At 57.0% G+C, this 17652-nt stretch carries 12 protein-coding genes and 2 pseudogenes; 13 read left to right on the plus strand and 1 reads right to left on the minus strand.

The window, feature by feature from the left end; genetic code table 11:
* The first annotated feature begins 118 nt into the window (after nt 1-118).
* The 7 genes and pseudogenes from SJQ66_RS22170 to SJQ66_RS22200 all read left to right on the plus strand — a co-directional run bounded on the left by SJQ66_RS22170 (nt 119) and on the right by SJQ66_RS22200 (nt 8065).
* Nucleotides 119-1453, plus strand: coding sequence for an MFS transporter (locus SJQ66_RS22170; RefSeq protein ID WP_320534557.1), 1335 nt, complete (start codon nt 119-121; stop codon nt 1451-1453).
* A 125-nt stretch (nt 1454-1578) separates the two neighbouring features.
* Nucleotides 1579-2769 carry an L-rhamnonate dehydratase gene (rhmD, locus tag SJQ66_RS22175; RefSeq protein WP_253466119.1) on the plus strand — a complete coding sequence of 397 codons (1191 nt, stop codon included), beginning with the start codon at nt 1579-1581 and terminating at the stop codon, nt 2767-2769.
* Between the two features lie 63 nt (nt 2770-2832).
* Entirely contained in the window at nt 2833-3657 is an 825-nt protein-coding gene (locus SJQ66_RS22180) for an HpcH/HpaI aldolase family protein (RefSeq protein WP_253466116.1), read from the plus strand.
* A gap of 26 nt (nt 3658-3683) precedes the next feature.
* Nucleotides 3684-5120, plus strand: a complete 1437-nt coding sequence (gene aldA / locus SJQ66_RS22185) for an aldehyde dehydrogenase (RefSeq protein ID WP_320535362.1) — start codon at nt 3684-3686, stop codon at nt 5118-5120.
* A gap of 20 nt (nt 5121-5140) precedes the next feature.
* Nucleotides 5141-5872 (plus strand): annotated as a pseudogene (locus tag SJQ66_RS22190) ((Fe-S)-binding protein); the annotation flags it as partial.
* 140 nt (nt 5873-6012) lie between these two features.
* Entirely contained in the window at nt 6013-7416 is a 1404-nt protein-coding gene (locus SJQ66_RS22195) for a lactate utilization protein B (RefSeq protein WP_024905513.1), read from the plus strand.
* Nucleotides 7406-8065, plus strand: a complete 660-nt coding sequence (locus SJQ66_RS22200) for a LutC/YkgG family protein (RefSeq protein ID WP_024905514.1) — start codon at nt 7406-7408, stop codon at nt 8063-8065. Before SJQ66_RS22195 ends, SJQ66_RS22200 begins: the two co-directional genes overlap by 11 nt.
* 317 nt (nt 8066-8382) lie before the next feature.
* Here SJQ66_RS22200 and SJQ66_RS22205 read toward each other — a convergent pair whose 3' ends face one another.
* A complete protein-coding gene (locus SJQ66_RS22205; RefSeq protein WP_320533703.1) occupies nt 8383-10062 on the minus strand; it encodes a site-specific integrase in 1680 nt (559 codons plus the stop codon).
* Nucleotides 10063-10287: 225 nt separating this feature from the next.
* Between SJQ66_RS22205 and SJQ66_RS22210 the strand changes: the two genes are divergently transcribed.
* The 6 genes and pseudogenes from SJQ66_RS22210 (at nt 10288) to SJQ66_RS22235 (ending at nt 17553) form a co-directional block, all read left to right on the plus strand.
* Complete coding sequence (locus SJQ66_RS22210) at nt 10288-10530, plus strand: hypothetical protein (protein ID WP_320533704.1); 243 nt, start codon at nt 10288-10290, stop codon at nt 10528-10530.
* A complete protein-coding gene (locus SJQ66_RS22215; protein ID WP_320533705.1) occupies nt 10502-11398 on the plus strand; it encodes a J domain-containing protein in 897 nt (298 codons plus the stop codon). The genes SJQ66_RS22210 and SJQ66_RS22215 overlap by 29 nt, the downstream gene beginning before the upstream one ends.
* Nucleotides 11399-11415: 17 nt before the next feature.
* Nucleotides 11416-12057 carry a DUF6904 family protein gene (locus tag SJQ66_RS22220; RefSeq protein WP_320533706.1) on the plus strand — a complete coding sequence of 214 codons (642 nt, stop codon included), beginning with the start codon at nt 11416-11418 and terminating at the stop codon, nt 12055-12057.
* 13 nt (nt 12058-12070) lie between these two features.
* Nucleotides 12071-15157 (plus strand): Tn3 family transposase, encoded by a 3087-nt coding sequence (locus tag SJQ66_RS22225; protein ID WP_320533707.1) that lies wholly within the window; start codon nt 12071-12073, stop codon nt 15155-15157.
* A 459-nt stretch (nt 15158-15616) separates the two neighbouring features.
* Nucleotides 15617-16060, plus strand: a complete 444-nt coding sequence (locus SJQ66_RS22230) for a hypothetical protein (RefSeq protein WP_320533708.1) — start codon at nt 15617-15619, stop codon at nt 16058-16060.
* Nucleotides 16061-16163: 103 nt separating this feature from the next.
* Nucleotides 16164-17553 (plus strand): annotated as a pseudogene (locus SJQ66_RS22235) (ISNCY family transposase).
* The last annotated feature ends 99 nt before the right edge of the window (nt 17554-17652 follow it).

Consider the following 17652-nt stretch of genomic DNA (forward strand, 5'->3'; position numbering starts at 1 on the left):
TCGTATCAGTTTTAGTACTTTTGTGATTAGCGTGTAATTGCAGCAACTAGGTAAAGTGCAGCTACTCGAGAAAACGACCTATTTGGCTTACCTAATCAACAATCGAGCGGAGACCACCATGAACCAGCGAGCAGTAGCAGGTGACCCCGATTTGCACAGCGCCATCAGACAAGCAACCCGACGGCTGCTGCCTTTCCTGCTGCTGATGTATGTCATGGCATTTCTTGACCGTGCGAATATTGGTTTTGCAAAAGCACAATTCCAGGCAGACGTTGGTATTGCGGACGCGGCATACGCATTCGGTGCAGGGGTCTTTTTTATCGGTTACGCACTGGTGGAAGTGCCCAGTAACCTGATCATGCAAAAGGTGGGGGCACGCATCTGGATGTGCCGGATCATGGTCACCTGGGGCCTGATCTCCGCCGCCATGGCATTTGTGAAAGGCGAAACCTCGTTTTACGTGTTGCGCTTCTTGCTGGGCATCGCCGAAGCGGGCTTCTTTCCCGGTGTGATCCTGTATCTAACCTATTGGTTCCCGCAGCAATCGCGTGGCAAAGCGCTCGGATTGTTTTATTTCGGAGCGCCCATTGCCTTTATATTCGGCAGCCCGCTATCCGGCATGTTGCTTGAGCTACACGGCCATGGCGGCTTGGTAGGGTGGCAATGGATGTTCCTTGTGGAGGGACTGCTTGCCACCGCCGTCGGCGTTGCCGCGCTTTTTTATCTGGTGGACCACCCGAGTGATGCTCGCTGGCTCAGTGCCGCCCAACGTTCAGCCTTGATCGCCGCGCTGGAAAACGAAGAACAAGCGAAGCGCGGGCATAGTCCAGGAACGGTCGTACAAGCATTATTGAACAGGCGCGTGCTGTACTTGTGCATCATCTATCTTCTGATACAAGCCAGTGTGTACGGCGTCGTGTTCTATTTGCCGAGCCAGGTCGCCGGACTGATGGGGCGAAAGATCGGATTCACCGTGGGTCTGGTCGCGGCCATTCCGTGGGTCTGCTCTGCATTGGCGGCCTATCTGGTACCGCCTTTCGCAGATCGGCATCAAAATCATCGTTCTGTAGCCGCCGTCACGTTATTCATCAGTGCGGCCGGCATCGCGGCATCCGTCGCCATTGGCCAGCCGGTGATCGCCCTTATTGCATTGTGTCTAGCGGCGGCCGGTTTTATTTCAGTGCAACCGGTTTTCTGGACCTTTCCCGCATCATTTGTTAGCGGCGCCGCTGCCGCGGCTAGTTTCGGCCTGATCAATTCGTTCGGTGCGATAGGGGGATTTATTGCACCGAACTTGAAGCACGCCGCTGAAGTGGCTTTTCGTTCACCGGCTGCAGGCCTTTACACGCTGGCAGTCACAACGGTATTGGCAGGGGTCATGATCGCGCTGATCAATATTCGCAAACCCCAGATCGCCGTACCAATTTCTCCGCCATTGCGTACACAACACTGATCGAAGAATCCGGACGACGAATTCGCGCGATACGCAATGACGTTCAAGAACGGCCCTCATGTCGAGTTACAAATTGTATTTACCAGACGTATTTGCTTTGTTCTTATCGTTTCACGGAGCTACCGATGATTGCCTCAATTCCGACCATCAAACATATCCGCGCTTTTACACTCCGTGGTGGCGGTGCCGACTATCACGACCAGGGTGATGATCATTGGATAGACGATCATATCGCCACACCGATGAGTCGTTATCCAGAATACCGGCAGAGTCGAAAAAGCTTCGGCATCAACGTATTGGGGACGTTGGTTGTTGAAATAGAGGCGAGTGATGGCACCGTTGGCTTTGCGGTAACCACTGGAGGCGAACCCGCAGCTTATATCGTCGAAAAGCATCTCTCGCGTTTCGTGGAAGGTGCAAAAGTCACCGATATTGAAAAGATCTGGGACCAGATGTTCTTCGGTTCCGTTTATTACGGCCGAAAGGGCCTGGTCGTCAACGCAATTTCTGGCGTGGACTTGGCACTATGGGATCTACTTGGCAAGATTCGCGGTGAACCCGTACATCAACTGCTAGGCGGGGCGGTACGTGACGAACTTCAGTTCTATGCGACTGGTGCTCGACCCGATCTGGCGAAAGAGATGGGATTTATCGGCGGTAAGATGCCACTGCACCACGCGCCTACAGAAGGTGACGAGGGGTTGAGAAAGAACCTCGCGGAACTGGCCGATATGCGCGAGCGGGTCGGCCCTGATTTCTGGTTGATGTGGGATTGCTGGATGTCACTCGATCTGGATTATGCAACGCGTCTTGCACAGCAAGCGCAACACCACGGTCTGAAATGGATTGAGGAAGCACTGCCACCTGACGACTATTGGGGATATGCCGCGTTGCGCAAGCAAGTGCCTCCCGGCATGCTAGTAAACACAGGTGAACACGAAGCCACGCGCTGGGGGTTTCGGATGCTGCTGGAGATGGGGTGCTGCGATGTAATTCAGCCCGATGTCGGTTGGTGCGGTGGCGTCACGGAATTAATCAAGATATCGGCTCTGGCCGATGCATATGGTGCGATGGTTGTACCGCACGGTTCGTCCGTGTATAGCTATCACTTTGTCATCACTCGGCATAACAGTCCATTCGCCGAGTTTCTGATGATGGCGCCGAAGGCCGATAAGGTCGTTCCCATGTTTCACCCGCAACTGCTAGACGAGCCCGTTCCGCAAAACGGCCGAATGCGCTTATCGATGCTCGACAAACCTGGATTTGGCGTTCGCTTGAATCCCGACTGCACATTGCATCGCCCGTACGATCATTGAGAATTTCAACCAAGCGCCTTATAGAGCACTCGCCCGTCAACTGGGGCGTGGAGGAGAAAATCGATGGATCTGTTGCTGAATAACTTTAAACAGGCACTCGCTGCACACGTGCCGCAATATGGCACATGGAACAGTTTTGCGAGCAATTACGCAACCGAGATCATAGCGCAATGCGGGTACGACTGGATGCTGATTGATGGTGAGCACGCGCCGAATTCGATACAAACCGTTCTATCTCAGTTGCAGGCAGTTGCACCCTATTCAACACACCCGATCGTGCGGACGGTGAATCATGACCCAGCACTGATCAAACAGCTACTTGATATCGGTGTGAAGACATTGATGGTGCCAATGGTAGAAACAGCGGAACAAGCGTATGCACTAGTCCGGGCTATGCGCTATCCACCTCATGGATTCCGGGGGATCGGTGGTGGACTGACACGCGCGACGCGTTGGGATGGCATTCCAGATTACCTGGCACGCGCTGACGACTCGTTATGCCTGATCGTGCAGATTGAATCACGTGGTGGACTAGAACACGTGGAAGCCATTGCACTCACGGAAGGCGTGCACGGTTTGTTCGTCGGGCCCGCGGATTTGTCCTCGGCGCTCGGCCATCCTGGCAATGCAAATCATGCCGATGTCCAGATCGCGATCAAACGCATCATTGACATGGCGCGTCGCGCCGGAAAGGGGGCGGGAATTCTCGCGCCGGTTTATGACGACGCCATCCGATATCAAGAATGGGGAGCCAGCTTCATCGCCGTTGCCATCGACATCCCGCAATTAAGGCAGGGGCTGACGCAAACGCTATCTCGGTACAAAAAACCAAGAAAAACCGGCAATGGCGCTGACACGCCCCCTGGCACGAATGCGGGAACCTATTGAAGACCGATGTTCATCAGGAGACAAGCATGTATAAATCAATTACAAGCTATCAGCACTTTATTGATGGAGAATTTGTCGAATCGCCAACGTGCTTCGATGTCATGAACCCCGCCACGGGTGCATTGCTCTCGTACGCACCGACGGCCAGCGCTGACCAGATCGACCGGGCCATCAGCGCAGCCCGTAAGGCGCAACGCGGATGGGCCAAGAAAACCGCGATCGAACGGGCGGGTTACTTGCGGCGTATAGCGGTAGCTTTGAGGAAAGATGTCTACCGGCTTGCTGATGTCATCGTCCATGAGCAAGGAAAAATTCGCAGTCTCGCAGAAGTGGAAGTGAACTTCACGGCAGACTACCTCGACTACATGGCGGAGTGGGCGCGACGAATCGAAGGAGAAATCATTCCCAGCGACCGCGCCAATGAAACAATGTTTCTGTTTCGTAAGCCGCTAGGAGTAGTGGCTGGCATCCTGCCATGGAATTTCCCGTTTTTTTTGATTGCCCGGAAAATGGCGCCGGCGCTGATTACCGGAAATACGATTGTCATCAAGCCTAGCGAGGAAACGCCGAATAACTGCTTCGAATTTGCAAAGATTGTCGCGCGCACAGATTTACCTGCCGGAGTATTCAATGTAGTGGGAGGCAAGGGCGATGTCGGCGGGCAGTTGAGCGCACACGTGGGGGTCGATATGATCAGCTTTACCGGGAGTGTGGGCACCGGTCAGCGAATCATGGCCGCCGCGTCCCAAAATTTGACCAAGCTCAATCTTGAATTGGGCGGTAAGGCACCGGCAATCGTACTCGCCGATGCGAATCTGGATCTTGCCGTCAATGCAATCCGTGGCTCAAGAATCATCAACACCGGGCAGGTTTGTAACTGTGCCGAACGTGTTTATGTGGAGCGAAATATCGCCGATGCCTTCATCGAAAAAATCACTGCGGCAATGAAGGCGACACGCTACGGCGATCCAGTCGCGGATCCGCATGTTGAAATGGGTCCGCTTATCAATCAGGCAGGCCTCGACAAGGTGCGGGATAAGGTCGTCATTGCCCAGGAGCAGGGCGGTACGATTTTACTCGGTGGCAAGGTGGCAGATCTCGGAAAAGGATTTCATTTTGAACCTACCGTCATCGTTGATTGCCGAGAAGACATGGCGATCATGCGCGAGGAAATCTTTGGCCCGGTGTTGCCGATTCAGATTGTAGATGATCTGGATCATGCCATCATGCTGGCAAATGATTCAGACTACGGTTTGACGTCATCGGTGTACACTGAAAATATCTCAAAAGCAATGCACGCCATCCAGGGACTCGATTTTGGCGAAACGTATATTAATCGCGAAAACTTCGAGGCCATGCAAGGCTTTCACGCCGGCGTTCGCAAAAGCGGCATTGGCGGGGCGGATGGCAAGCATGGCGTACTGGAATATACGCACACGCAAGTCGTTTATCTACAAACCTGAAAACGGTTGTTAAAATTCCAATGAAAGTGGCTTTATTCGTCCCTTGTTTCATTGATGCGTTCTATCCGGAAGTCGGCATCGCCACGCTCGAATTATTGGAGCGCCTAGGTATGCACGTCGACTATCCGCTTCGACAGACTTGCTGCGGTCAGCCGATGGCAAATAGCGGAGCACAGACTGACGCCGCTGGTACCGAACGGATTTTCGTGGATAACTTTCGCGACTACGACTACATCGTCGCACCCTCGGCGAGTTGTATCCACCACGTTCGGGCCCATTTGGATGCTATAGCGCAAGAGGATGACGTCATTCGCGTTCGGCGGAACGCTTATGAATTAACCGAGTTTCTGCATGACGTGCTAAAAGTTACGGAATTTCCTTGGGCACGTTTTCCTCACCGAGTTGGTTTGCACATCAGTTGTAGTGCCCAACGTCATCTAAACAGTGCCAGTGGCAGCGAGATCGGCGGCCCGGCGTTCTCCAAAGCGCGTACTTTACTAGAAGGTGTCGCCGATATCCGTTTTGCCCAGCCGCAACGCGTGGACGAATGCTGCGGCTTCGGCGGTACATTTTCCGTCGGTGAAGAAGCGGTATCGGTACGTATGGGGCAAGAAAAGGTCGCCCGGCATCTTGAGGCTGGCGCGGAGTATATCGTTTCCGGTGACATGTCCTGCTTGATGCATCAGCAAGGTTGTGCCGAGCGTCAACAAAAATCGATACGATTTCTGCATATTGCACAGATACTAAACGGCTATGCGGGGGATCATTTCTCTTCTGAAGTAGATGAAGCTGTGATCACGCCGGAGTTGGGCATTACGATGAATACGGACCATCGGGATATTGGTGCCACAGCCAGTGAAGAAAATCGTGTGGGCGTGCGGAGCAAGAAGCGATGAAAAAACGCAAGGGGCAACGCGTCGATCATGCATCGGCGGCAAAACGCTTTATTGAAAAAGAGGCACATCTGGTATTTCATGACAAGCGGCTCTGGGAACTGCGTAGCAAGCGTGATGCGCAAGCGCATGGTCTGCCAGAATGGGAAACGTTACGCGAACTTGCTTCTGATATTAAGGCGCATACGCTATCGCATCTCGCCGACTACTTGGCGCAATTTGCCGATCGCGCTGAAGCGAACGGCGTTACCGTTCACTGGGCAGCGGATGCTGACGAGCACAATGCCATCGTCAGCCGATTGATGCAAGAGCGGGGCCTGCGTGTGTTGGTCAAGAGTAAGTCGATGCTGACTGATGAATGCGCGATGCGAGATCACCTCACCAGTGTCGGTATCGATGTCATGGAAACCGATCTTGGCGAACGCATCCAACAACTGGATCGACAAGATCCAAGTCATATGGTCGTGCCGGCGGTGCATAAGCTGCGAGGTGATGTTGCGGCACTGTTTGCGCGCGAAATTGGTACGGATGCAAATAATGAGGATATTCATTATCTTGCGGAAAGCCAGCGTAACGACACCCGCCCCTGGTTTTTGCGTACTGATGCGGCGGGCATGACGGGCTGCAATTTTGCCATCGCGGAGACGGGTAGCGTGGTCGTCTGCACAAATGAAGGAAACGCGGATTTGTCCGCGAATGTGCCGGGGATGCATATCGCGTCAATCGGTATCGAAAAAATCATCCCGCGCATGTCGGATCTTGGCGTGTTCATTCGCATGTTGTCGCGTAGCGCGCTCGGCTCGCCGATCACGCAATACACGTCGCATTTCCAACGTCCACGGGACGGCAGCGAAATGCACTTCATCCTTGTTGATAATGGCCGCAGCGAACGCTTGGCAATGCCGGACTTTTGGCCGTCGTTGAAATGTATTCGGTGCGGTGCCTGCATGAATACCTGCCCGGTGTATCGGCGCAGCGGCGGATTGTCCTATGGCAGCACGTATTCCGGGCCGATTGGTGCAATCATCAATCCGGCGCATGATTTACGTAAATACAGTGCGCTGCCGTTTGCATCGACGTTGAACGGTAGTTGCACGGCGGTATGTCCGGTCAAGATCAATATTCACGAACAGATCTATCGTTGGCGGCAGGTGCTCTCACGTGAAGGGGAGGTGCCGTTCATCAAGACCGAGATGCAAAAGATGGCCGGAAGAATGCTGGCAAGTCCAACAGTTTATCGCGGCACGTTGCGGGCCATGCAGGGGTCAATGCGACGACTGCCGCATTTCATGCTGTATAACCCGCTCAATATTTGGGGCCGTCAACGTGAGCTTCCCGAGGTACCAAGGGAGACGTTCCATGACTGGTATCAACGTACAAGAGGCAAACGCAATGGCGACTGAAATAAACCATGAAAAGGATTTGCCATATGTTTCGTCGGGTGCGGTCGCGCGTGCCAATATGCTCGAGAGGGTGCGGCGTGCACAACCCGCAAGCCAGCCTTATCCTTCAATCCCGGTGTTTCCTATACAGCAGGATGGGCGTAACAAGCACGAACGCTTCGAGGATGCGCTTGCCAAAATGGGCGGGGGTACGCTGTCACTGGACGCGCTCGGCGGCTTACAAGGATTGACGCATTGGCTCTCGGAGCGCTTCGGGCAGGAAGCAAGTATCGCATCAGCGGTTCCAGAGATTGAAGGGAATATGGTACTCGGCAAGACAATCCCTCCAACGCAATTCGCAGACTTGGATGTTGGCATCGTACGTGCGCGTTTTGGCATATGCGAGACCGGCTCGGTCTGGCTGAGCGAGGCGGAATATGTCGTCAACGCTATTGGTTATCTGGCGCAGCATTTGGTCGTATTGCTTGATCCCGACTGCCTGGAAGATGGCGTCCAGCACGCTTATTTGCGCGAAGACTTCACAATGGCGAAATACTGCGTGCTAGTAACCGGACCGTCGGCAACAGCCGATATTGAAGGTGTGATGATTCGCGGCGCGCAGGGCGTACGATCATTGACCGTGATATGGGCGGCATCTCCCGAACGTTGAGTCGAAATGAGGCCTTCGCCGTCTTAGGCAACGTTCGATGCGCAATGGCTTTTGTTGTTAGACAGATGATCGTTTTCATAGACACGACGTGAAAACGAAACATCACATAAATTTAACATAACACAAATTATCAACCAAACTGGTTGCTAGCGTTTAGTAGTAGTGTCGTACTTGCGATCATTAGAAACGTCGCTCCACGTTGATCTTCGGCGCAAACTAAGCTCCCGCCAATCTGGCTAAAAGTGCCCAACGCCCATAAATGGAAAATCCATCCGTAACCCTTGTCAGATGAGGCTTTGGGGAGGGCGGGCGAGTCGTTACGCGGGCGAGCGTCGCGTGAAGACATGCTCGATCTGTTGCGTGCGCCGCACCTCGTCGTCGTCGAGATAGACCGAGGTCGTGGAAATCGATGCGTGCCGCAGGTTATCGCGCACGGTCGTGAGCGTTGCCCCACCGGCCAGTGCGTGTGTCGCGTGCGAGTGTCTCATCCAGTGCGGCGTGGCCTGTCGCAGTTTGTCTGCGAGAGGTGGATGGTCGGCTTCGATGGCATCGGCCGCGTCGCTAAAGAACCGGCGCAGCATCTGCCTCAGGCGCGGCGTGGTGATGCCGCACGGCTCGCCGAGGTGACCCAGTATCGGCGTATCAGGTGCCCATCGGGACGGCGTGACGGGCAAACCGCGTTGTGCCAGATACTGGTCCAGCGCGAAGCTTGCGAGTGACGGCAGGACCACCTTGCCGGGTTTCGCTCCCTTACCCGTGAGGTGAAGCCAGCGCTCACCGCGTGCGCCATGCTCGATGCCGCCGAGTGTCACACCAACCAGTTCGGCGGCCCGCAGGCCGGTCGCGTAACCGAAGTCGAGCAGAAATCGCAGGCGCTGTGCAGCCGGCACTGCCCAGCCATACGACCACTCGAGCCCGTCGGCGATCGTGCGTACCAGCTCCCATTCGCCAGTCGTAAAGGCCCGGGATCTGTCCAGTTTGCCCTTGCGGCGCGCACCACGCACCTTGAGACCCGCGAACGGATTGGCCAGCACATAACGTTGCTCGATCAGCCAGCGGAACATGGCGCCGAGCACCGACAGCGCATAGGCGATGGAATCCGACGACAGTGCCCCCGTAAACGGCCGCCATTCGGGCGACGATCGTGGCCGCGCGGGTGCAACCCAGCGAGCGCGGGGCGCGGGGTGGCGCAGGAAGGCACGCCAGGCCGCCGCATCCTCGCTGGTCAGTGACGATAACGCCTTGCCGCGTTCGACAATGCCCCACAACAGCAGCCGTTCTGCCTCGCGGCGGTAGGCGCGCTGCGTGTCACGGGCTTCGTGCCGTTCGAGCCACGCGTTGATGGCCTGCCAGTCGTTATCGGCCTCGAGCGCGCACATGGATTTCGGCGCACGAAAAAGGCCGCGCGAACCATCGACTTCGCGTGGTACGAGGATGTTTTCCCACGGCACCACACCCTCGGGGGATGTAACGGCAACCAGTGCGCGCGCCCGCTCGGTGAGCGCGGGATGAGCCGCAAAGAATGCTTCGATACAGCGTGCGCTGCGCTCGCCGAGTCCGGCCACCGGAAGCCACCAGCGCCGCCGGCGGGGGATGCGTACGGTCAGATCGGCGAGCGTATGGATACCGTGCCGATGCAGGACTGCTACAACCCGTGCCGGTAGCCAGACGTCGACCTGGTCAGAGACCTGAGGTTGTGGGATCTGCAGCGATGGCAGTATATCAAGCGCCCGGCTGGCCGCCTTGCGATAAGACTCACGTTCATCCGCGGGACACTGGAAGAGTCTGGCCACATCCTCGCGATGCCGACTGAGGGCAAATTCGACGATCTGCCGGCGAATGCGGCCGATTACGCCGCGTGCTGACGTACCGTCCCCGAGCGCTTCAGGTTGATAGCGCTCGACAGCCTCACGCGAACCCATGCCAGCGTACCACGCGCGCAGCACGGATAACGACGGGGTATCGGGAAATGTGAAGGATGGGTCTATGTTCGGCATCTTTCGATTATAGATACGACAGCGCGATGGTGTGCCAGCCAGGTGAGACGCGTTTTGCAAAACGGAAGTTTTAGTATAAAACAGAAGTCTATCGCTAATAAGCCTTAGCGATAGACATTCGAGAGCGCTCACCTCCATGTGACCGACGGACCGATTCAGACGCTGTGCCGTCGGGTAAAATGTGCGCAGCGATTGCCTTCCATTGTCTTCAGCGAAAATCTCCTCATGACCAGCACATCGCGGTCCATCAGCATTGCGCACGACCACACTCCGTCAGCACTGTCAAAAGCCCGGAAGACATTCAACTCACTGATCGGGCAGATAGGCAAACGACGCAAGCGCCTGCGCGACTGGGAAACGGTGACGCCAGTCTTCCAGAAGCAATATGTCGATGAAATTCTGCCCCTCGATAAAACGTCGGCACAGTTGCAGGCACCGGATGGCGCGCCGTCTCGACCAGGCCCATGACCAGTTGACCCAGGCTGAACGCCGCAAGGTGGCGCTCGTGATTGTCGATCTGGCGGGCGAGCTGATAGGCGGCGAAGACGACGAAGGGCAGATGAAGATCATCCACGACAGATACAGTCCAGAGAGCTACGACAGTCAGGTGGCCGCTGAGGTCGACGGGATGAAGAGCATGATCGAGACGATGTTCGGCGTTGACCTGGGAGACGATGAAGACCTGAATTCCCCGGAAGATCTGCTGCAGCGTGCGCAGGTCCATCTCCAGCAGGCCCAGGCGCAATGGGAAAGCGAGAATGTGCAACGCGATACCCGGCGTGCGAAACGGAAAAAATCATCCAGACAGCAGGCCGCCGAGGCGCGGGCACAGGAGCAGCAGGCGCAGGTCAACCTGTCCCTGCGCGAGGTTTACCGCAAACTGGCCAGCGCGTTGCATCCTGATCGTGAAACCGACCCTCAGGAGCGGGAGCGCAAGACCTGTCTGATGCAGCGTGTGAACGAGGTCTACCAGAAAAACAATCTGCTGCAGTTACTGGAACTGCAGCTTGAACTCGAGCACATTGACCAGCACGCGCTCAACGGCCTGAGTGAGGAGCGGCTGAAGCACTACAACACGATCCTGCGGGGTCAGGTGCGCGAACTCGATCAGGAAATCCTTCACGTCGAATCGGCCTTCCGGGATGCGTATGGGATGGATCCGTTCGGCCCGATATCACCCGATACGGTCCTGCGTGATCTTGCCAGCGAGATCGGGGAATTCCAGAACAACATCTGGACTCTCGAGCAGGACCTTGCAGCGTTCGAAGATGTCAGGAACCTGAAACGCTGCAAGCTCGTACGCGCCAGGCCAGAGTTCGAATTTGCACCGTTTTGATGTGGAAGGAGACGCCTGTGCTTGACTATCAGTTGCTGAAAAATCATGCCGGCATTTTGCTCGTCGGCGACTACCATTCGCTCATCGAGCTGCACGAGGTCGTCCATGACGTCAATGAACGCTCTCCCTTGATCCCGCAGGAAGAAGGGCCATTTCTAGGCCTCGCGTATGATGTGCGCAAGGTTTATGAGCAGCAGCGGGAAATCCTGCAACCGCCCGAAGGCTACGAGGAAATGGGCGTGCGCTACGGTGTGGAGATTCTCTGGCCCGTTCTCCTCGTGCAGCATCGGATGCTTCGGGTCTCACTCGGATACCTTGACCATTCCAGGCGGCATCAGGCCATCACCTACTCGCTGGAAGCGGTCATCGAGGCGGCATTGCGGGAAGACTTTGGTGCGCAGGGGCAAGCGATGGTCGATCACTGGCTACGAATCGATCCCACTGCGGACATCTTCGAAAAACTCGACAGCCGGGGCGCCATGTTCTGTTCCTGGTCGAAGGCCGAGCGGGCGGGTCGCCTGGCTTCGCTGCTGCTGAGCTTCGACTTTATGTACGACCGTTATTCCACGCCTGCGAACGGACGGCACACCCCGGAATCGATATCACCTCGCGAACTAAAGCGATGGGAAGGCGTTGAATGGCCTGACCCGAACTGGTAACCAGAAACCGCCCATGCATGCACCGGAGCGCTCGCACCGTCTGTCGATCCTCACCCGGCAGGAGATCGACGATCTCTATGGCGTGCCGCGCTTTACCGGCGAGGAGCGTCAGACGTATTTTGAACTCGACGAACCGGAGTCGCGTGCGGTCCACTCCCGCACGACACCTGTTGCCGTTCACCTGACGCTGCAGCTTGGGTACTTCCGGGCGAAGCGGCAGTTCTTCGATTACAGCCTGGAGGCGGTGCGGGAGGATCTGGACTATGTCGTGCGGCGGCACTTTCCCGAGGTAGATCCGGCTACTATCAGTCTGCCGTCCCGTCCCACACGGCGAGCCCTGAGGGACACCATTCTCGATCTGTCCGGATATCGCCTGTGCGACAGCGTAGCGCGCGAGGACCTTGAACGTCGCGCACAGCGTATCGCCATGCGCTCGACGCAACCTGTCTACCTCCTGCGCGAGATGTTGCAGTACCTGAGCCAGCAACACATCGTCGCCCCGGCCTACGCCATCCTGCAGGACATGACCGGTCGGGTCGTGACCAGCGAGCGCCAGCGCATCACTGCACTGCTGGATGAGGCGCTCACGCCAGACATCGCACACCAGATTGACGCGCTGCTGCAGGCCGACGAATCCGCCTACCGGATCACGCTTCTGAAGCGCGAACCGCGGGATTTCAGCTGGCGTGAACTGCGCGAGGAAGTGGCCCGCCGACAGTCCTTCGCCTGCCTGCACGAATTTGCCCGAAGCTTTCTCGAGCTCGCCGGCATCTCAACCGAGAGTGGCCGGTATTACGCGTCGCTCGTCCGGTACTACACCGTCTACAAGCTCGGACGCATGCCGGCGCGGGTCGCGAGACTTTATCTGCTGTGCTTTGCGTTTCACCGGTTCCGGCAGATCAACGACAACCTGATCGATGCATTCATCCATCTTGTTCGCCAGTACGAGAAGTGGGCTCGCGCTGCAGCCCAGGAGGCCATGCTCAAGGCGCAGTCTGATGCGGGTTCGCGCCTTCAGGCCGCGGGCAAGGTGCTGGGCCTGTTCGTCGACGAGACGATTGCGGATAGCACGCCGTTCTCGAAAGTTCGAAAGCAGGCCTTTGCGCTACTCGAGCGCGAGCAGTTCGAGCCGGTGTCGGGCTATCTGCGCAACGTCGCCTTTGATCGCGCCGGCTTCGAGTGGGCGCACTACGCAACGCTGTCAGCGAAAATCAAGCGCAACCTGCGGCACCTGTTCTGTGAACTTGAGTTCTCCGGTCGCATCGAGGATGCGCCGCTCCTAGAGGCCATCGCATTCCTGCATGATCTGCTGCGCAATGGCCGCTCGCTGCGGCAGGTGAAACCGGCCACGTTTCCCGTGGCGCTGATCCCGAAGAACCTGCAGCGTTATCTTTATACATCGGAGCCGGGCCGGAAGAAACAGCTCGATGTCGACCGTTATGAATTCCTCGTCTATCGGCTCCTGCGCAATGCGCTTGAAGCGGGTGACGTGTACGGCGAGGACAGCACGGAGTATCGCCGGTTCGAGGACGATCTGATCAGCGATGTCCGTTGGGAACAGAAGGACGCGCTGCTCAGGGACATCGGCGCGCCGGTTCTGCTCGCGCCCATCGAACAGACCCTGACGATGTTCCACGATGCAATCGACGCCAGCTTCAAACGCGTCAACGAGCGTATCGACAGCGGCGAGAACACGCACATCAACATCGGCCAGCGCAAGGGCGTGCGCCGGTGGACGCTGCTCTACCCTGAAATCGACGAAACGGTCAACGGATCGTTTTACGGCCAGTTGCCAGGCGTGAGCATCGCCAATCTGTTGTGGTTCGTCGCGGGCCGTACGGATTTCCTGAAGGCATTCACTCATGTGCTCGAACGTAACGCACGCCAGGATGCCGATCCACGTGAAATACTCGCCTGCGTGGTCGCCATGGGCACGAACATGGGGCTGCGCCGGATGGCCGAAGTCTCGGGCCTGAGCTACGCGAGCCTGCTCACCGCCGCCAGGAACTACCTGCGCCCGGAAACCCTGCATGGGGCCAACGATGCGATCAGCAACGCCACGGCCAGCCTGCCGGCGTTCCGGCTGTTCGACATCCGCGACGAGATTCATTCGAGCAGCGATGGACAGCGTTTCGAAACGCAGATCGACACGTTCAACGCCCGATACTCGCCAAAGTACTTCGGTCTGGACAAGGGCGTGAGCGCCAGCACGCTGGTCGCCAATCATGTACCGGCCAATGCGACCATCATCGGCACACACGAGCACGAATCCCATTACGTATTCGACCTGCTCTACAACAACACGTCCGACATCCAGCCCGATCGCCACTCGACCGACACGCATGGCACGAATCAGGTCAATTTCTTCACGCTGTTCACGTTCGGCTACCAGTTCGCGCCGCGCTATCGCAATCTGCACAAAAAGATCGATCGCCTGGTCGCCCGTCACCCGCCGGGTCATTACAATGAAGACTGGCTGATCCGGCCGTCGCGCAGGTCCGACGACGAACTGATTATCCGCGAGTGGCCCAACATCCAGCGCATCATGGCCTCGCTCGCGCAGAAGAATGTGACGCAGGCAACCATCGTACGCAAGCTCAGCAATTATGCCCGCCAGAACCAGACAAAGAAGGCGCTGTGGGAACTCGACAATCTGTGCCGCACGCTCTACATTCTGGAATTCATCGATGATGTCGGGTTGCGCCAGAGTGTGCAGAAAGCCCTGAACCGCGGCGAAGCCTATCACCGCCTGCGCCGTGCGATTGCCTTCGTCAACGCTGGCAGGTTTCGCGTGCAGACAGAGGCTGAACAGCAGATCTGGAATGAATGCTCGCGGTTGATTGCCAATGCGATCATTCACTACAACACGGCATTGCTTTCGCGGGTGTACGAGCAGAAGCGCGCCGCGAGCGACGATGCCGCAATGGCGCTGATCGCCAGCATGTCGCCCGTCGCCTGGCAGCACATCAACCTGTTCGGGGCATTCGAGTTCACGCCGGGCGGTGCCAACGTCGACATCGATGCGCTGGCCGCGTTCTATGCCGATCCAGCGTGGTGGAGCAGGATTGCCCGGCCGGGGCAGACACGGCCGGACGTATAGCTGCCATGCGCAGCATTCGCCCCACGGGAAGTCCGGCGGACCGATCACGGAGAATCGCATGGGTGAGGCAAAACGCCGGGCAAACGAGGCTGCTGCATCGATTACACCGCAACAGCGGGAGCTCGCTGAGCGCATCGACGCGCAGATGCAACGTTTCCAGGCCGCAGGGCTGGACGAAGCGGAGATCATGGCGGCAATGGTCGACCATATGCCTGACTTCCATCGCCTGATGACGGAGCTGGAAAACGCCGCCATCAATCTTCTGGCGCGTGAGTTTGCCGGCTTCTATCGCTATGCGAAAATCGTTGAAACGGTTGCCTCAGGTATTGCAACGGGGCAGATTCAGGTGCCCGGCAAGGAGCGAAGATTTGCCGACGAGCACCGGATCGCCGCCGCGATCGACCAGCGCGTGCGTCAACTTGAAGCAAACGGCATCCGCGGCGCAGCCTGCTTGCGCATATGGCTGCCTATACGCCCGAGCTGCAACGGCTCTGGAACACCACCTCCAACGAACTGCTCGTGTCGCTGTGCCAGACGTACCCAGGCCTGTACCGCTATGGCGAGCTCTTCGAGCAGGCATGGCTCAAGGATGCCGGCAGGACAAAGTCCGGACAGGAGCTGCCTGATTCCATCAAGCCCACCGTCCTGCGCCTTCTCTCGGACGGCGCGACGCTCGAGCGCGAGTTCCAGACGATTCTCGATGCCCGTCCGCAGCGCGATCTCTGGGTGAAGGCCGAACTGCTGGAGCACACCTGGCAGCAGTGGACCACCTTGCTTGCGCAATTGCCTGCCCTGTTGCTGCAGGCCGATGTCCCGGAAGTCTCCCGGGAAACGATGCGCGCCATCTTTGAGCCCATGGCGCTGCGGATCGAAAACCTTCGCACCCAGGTTCAGCGCCCGTAAACCCGATACGTCCTCCCGAAAGCCTTGTCTGGCAGGAGGTACAGGGGGATTTTCCATTTATGGGCGTTGGGCACTTTTAGCCAATCTGCATTGGGAGCGCGCCATGAGCCATTCTGGATCGATCACCATGAGCATGCGTGAACTGGGACGGATCAAGGTCATTCAGGCAGTTATCGATGGCGTGCTGATGCCATGGCGAGCTGCTGAGCAATTGGAACTCAGCGTGCGCCAGGTCGAGCGTTTGTGCGTGCGATATCGCCTCGAAGGTCCGGCGGGTTTAGTCTCGCGCAAACGTGCTCGTCCGAGCAACCATCAATTGGCTCCTGGCGTGGCGCAGCGCGCTCTTGCGTTGATCGCCAAACGCTATCCTGACTTCGGTCCAACCTTTGCCTGCGAGAAGCTGCGCGAGGCGCACGGCTTTGGCCTGTCGGTGGCGACCGTTCGTCGGATAATGACTGCGGCGGGCTTGTGGATACCGCGCAAACAGCGCCCACCGAAAGTGTATCAGCCGCGCAATCGCCGAGCGTGTTTGGGCGAGCTGATCCAGATCGACGGCTGCGACCATCTGTGGTTCGAGGATCGCGCGCCATCTTGCACATTGCTGGTGTTTATCGACGACGCGACGAGCAAGCTGATGACGCTGCATTTTACCGAGACCGAATCGACGTTCAGCTATTTTGAGGCGTTGCAGAAATATCTGACGGCCCACGGTAAGCCTCAAGCCCTGTATAGCGACAAGTACTCAGTGTTTCGCGTCAACGCCAATAACTATGCAGAAAAGACCTTTGGCAAAGGCATTACGCAGTTCAGTCGGGCCTGCTACGAGCTCAACATCGACACTTGGTGTGCCAATTCGAGCCAAGCCAAGGGCCGGGTTGAGCGCGCCAATCTGACCTTGCAGGACCGGCTAGTGTTTCGCCAAACCGGCCAGAAGCCCGCATGACGCTCATCGTCCCATGCGCGATGACGAGGTCTTGCGTTCAATCTTGACAGTGCGCGTGCTGCGTAAAGTCACCAATACGCTCACAGTGCAGTACGACCGCGTGATGTATCTGTTGAATGATACGTCGTTGAATCGTTCGCTGATTCACACTTACGTCGATGTGCTCGAGTTTCCCGATGGCGAGGTGGAGATCCGCGCGGCCGGATGCTCCCTGCCCTATACACGCTACGATCGGCTCGCGAACGTCGATCAGGGGGCGATCATCGACAACAAGCGGCTGGGGCACGCGTTACGCATTGCGCAAGTGATGCAGGCACAGCGCGACAATCGTCGCATCGGCACCGCCCCGTCGCGAACGCATCGAGGCGAAGCGGTCAATCCAAAACGTACACTACCGGGCCTGAAAAAGCAGCGTGCGATCACGCAAGAGGACCTCAACGAAGCCATTGAGAAGACTGCCAAAGTCTGGCAAAGCCCTGAACAGATTGTGATAAAGCAGACAGCAAAACCCAGAAAAAAAGCAGTCTATAGAAAGGTAAAACCGCACTAAGGCCCGACATTTCTATTAATTTCTAGGTACGACATTTGAATTCAGCCTAGACACTGATGTAGAAACTTTTTAGCAATGTCTGGTTTGAGCCGATTAGAG

The organism is Robbsia andropogonis, assembly GCF_034047095.1.
GTDB classification, from domain to species: Bacteria; Pseudomonadota; Gammaproteobacteria; order Burkholderiales; family Burkholderiaceae; genus Robbsia; species Robbsia andropogonis.

Coding starts and splice junctions, on each gene's coding strand:
- SJQ66_RS22180 (WP_253466116.1), top strand. CDS start 2,833: ATGGATCTGTTGCTGAATAACTTTAAACAGGCACTCGCTGCACACGTG.
- SJQ66_RS22215 (WP_320533705.1), top strand. CDS start 10,502: ATGGCGCGCCGTCTCGACCAGGCCCATGACCAGTTGACCCAGGCTGAA.
- SJQ66_RS22225 (WP_320533707.1), top strand. CDS start 12,071: ATGCATGCACCGGAGCGCTCGCACCGTCTGTCGATCCTCACCCGGCAG.
- SJQ66_RS22200 (WP_024905514.1), top strand. CDS start 7,406: ATGGCGACTGAAATAAACCATGAAAAGGATTTGCCATATGTTTCGTCG.
- SJQ66_RS22195 (WP_024905513.1), top strand. CDS start 6,013: ATGAAAAAACGCAAGGGGCAACGCGTCGATCATGCATCGGCGGCAAAA.
- rhmD (WP_253466119.1), top strand. CDS start 1,579: ATGATTGCCTCAATTCCGACCATCAAACATATCCGCGCTTTTACACTC.
- SJQ66_RS22230 (WP_320533708.1), top strand. CDS start 15,617: ATGGCTGCCTATACGCCCGAGCTGCAACGGCTCTGGAACACCACCTCC.
- SJQ66_RS22210 (WP_320533704.1), top strand. CDS start 10,288: ATGACCAGCACATCGCGGTCCATCAGCATTGCGCACGACCACACTCCG.
- SJQ66_RS22205 (WP_320533703.1), bottom strand. CDS start 10,062: ATGCCGAACATAGACCCATCCTTCACATTTCCCGATACCCCGTCGTTA.
- aldA (WP_320535362.1), top strand. CDS start 3,684: ATGTATAAATCAATTACAAGCTATCAGCACTTTATTGATGGAGAATTT.
- SJQ66_RS22170 (WP_320534557.1), top strand. CDS start 119: ATGAACCAGCGAGCAGTAGCAGGTGACCCCGATTTGCACAGCGCCATC.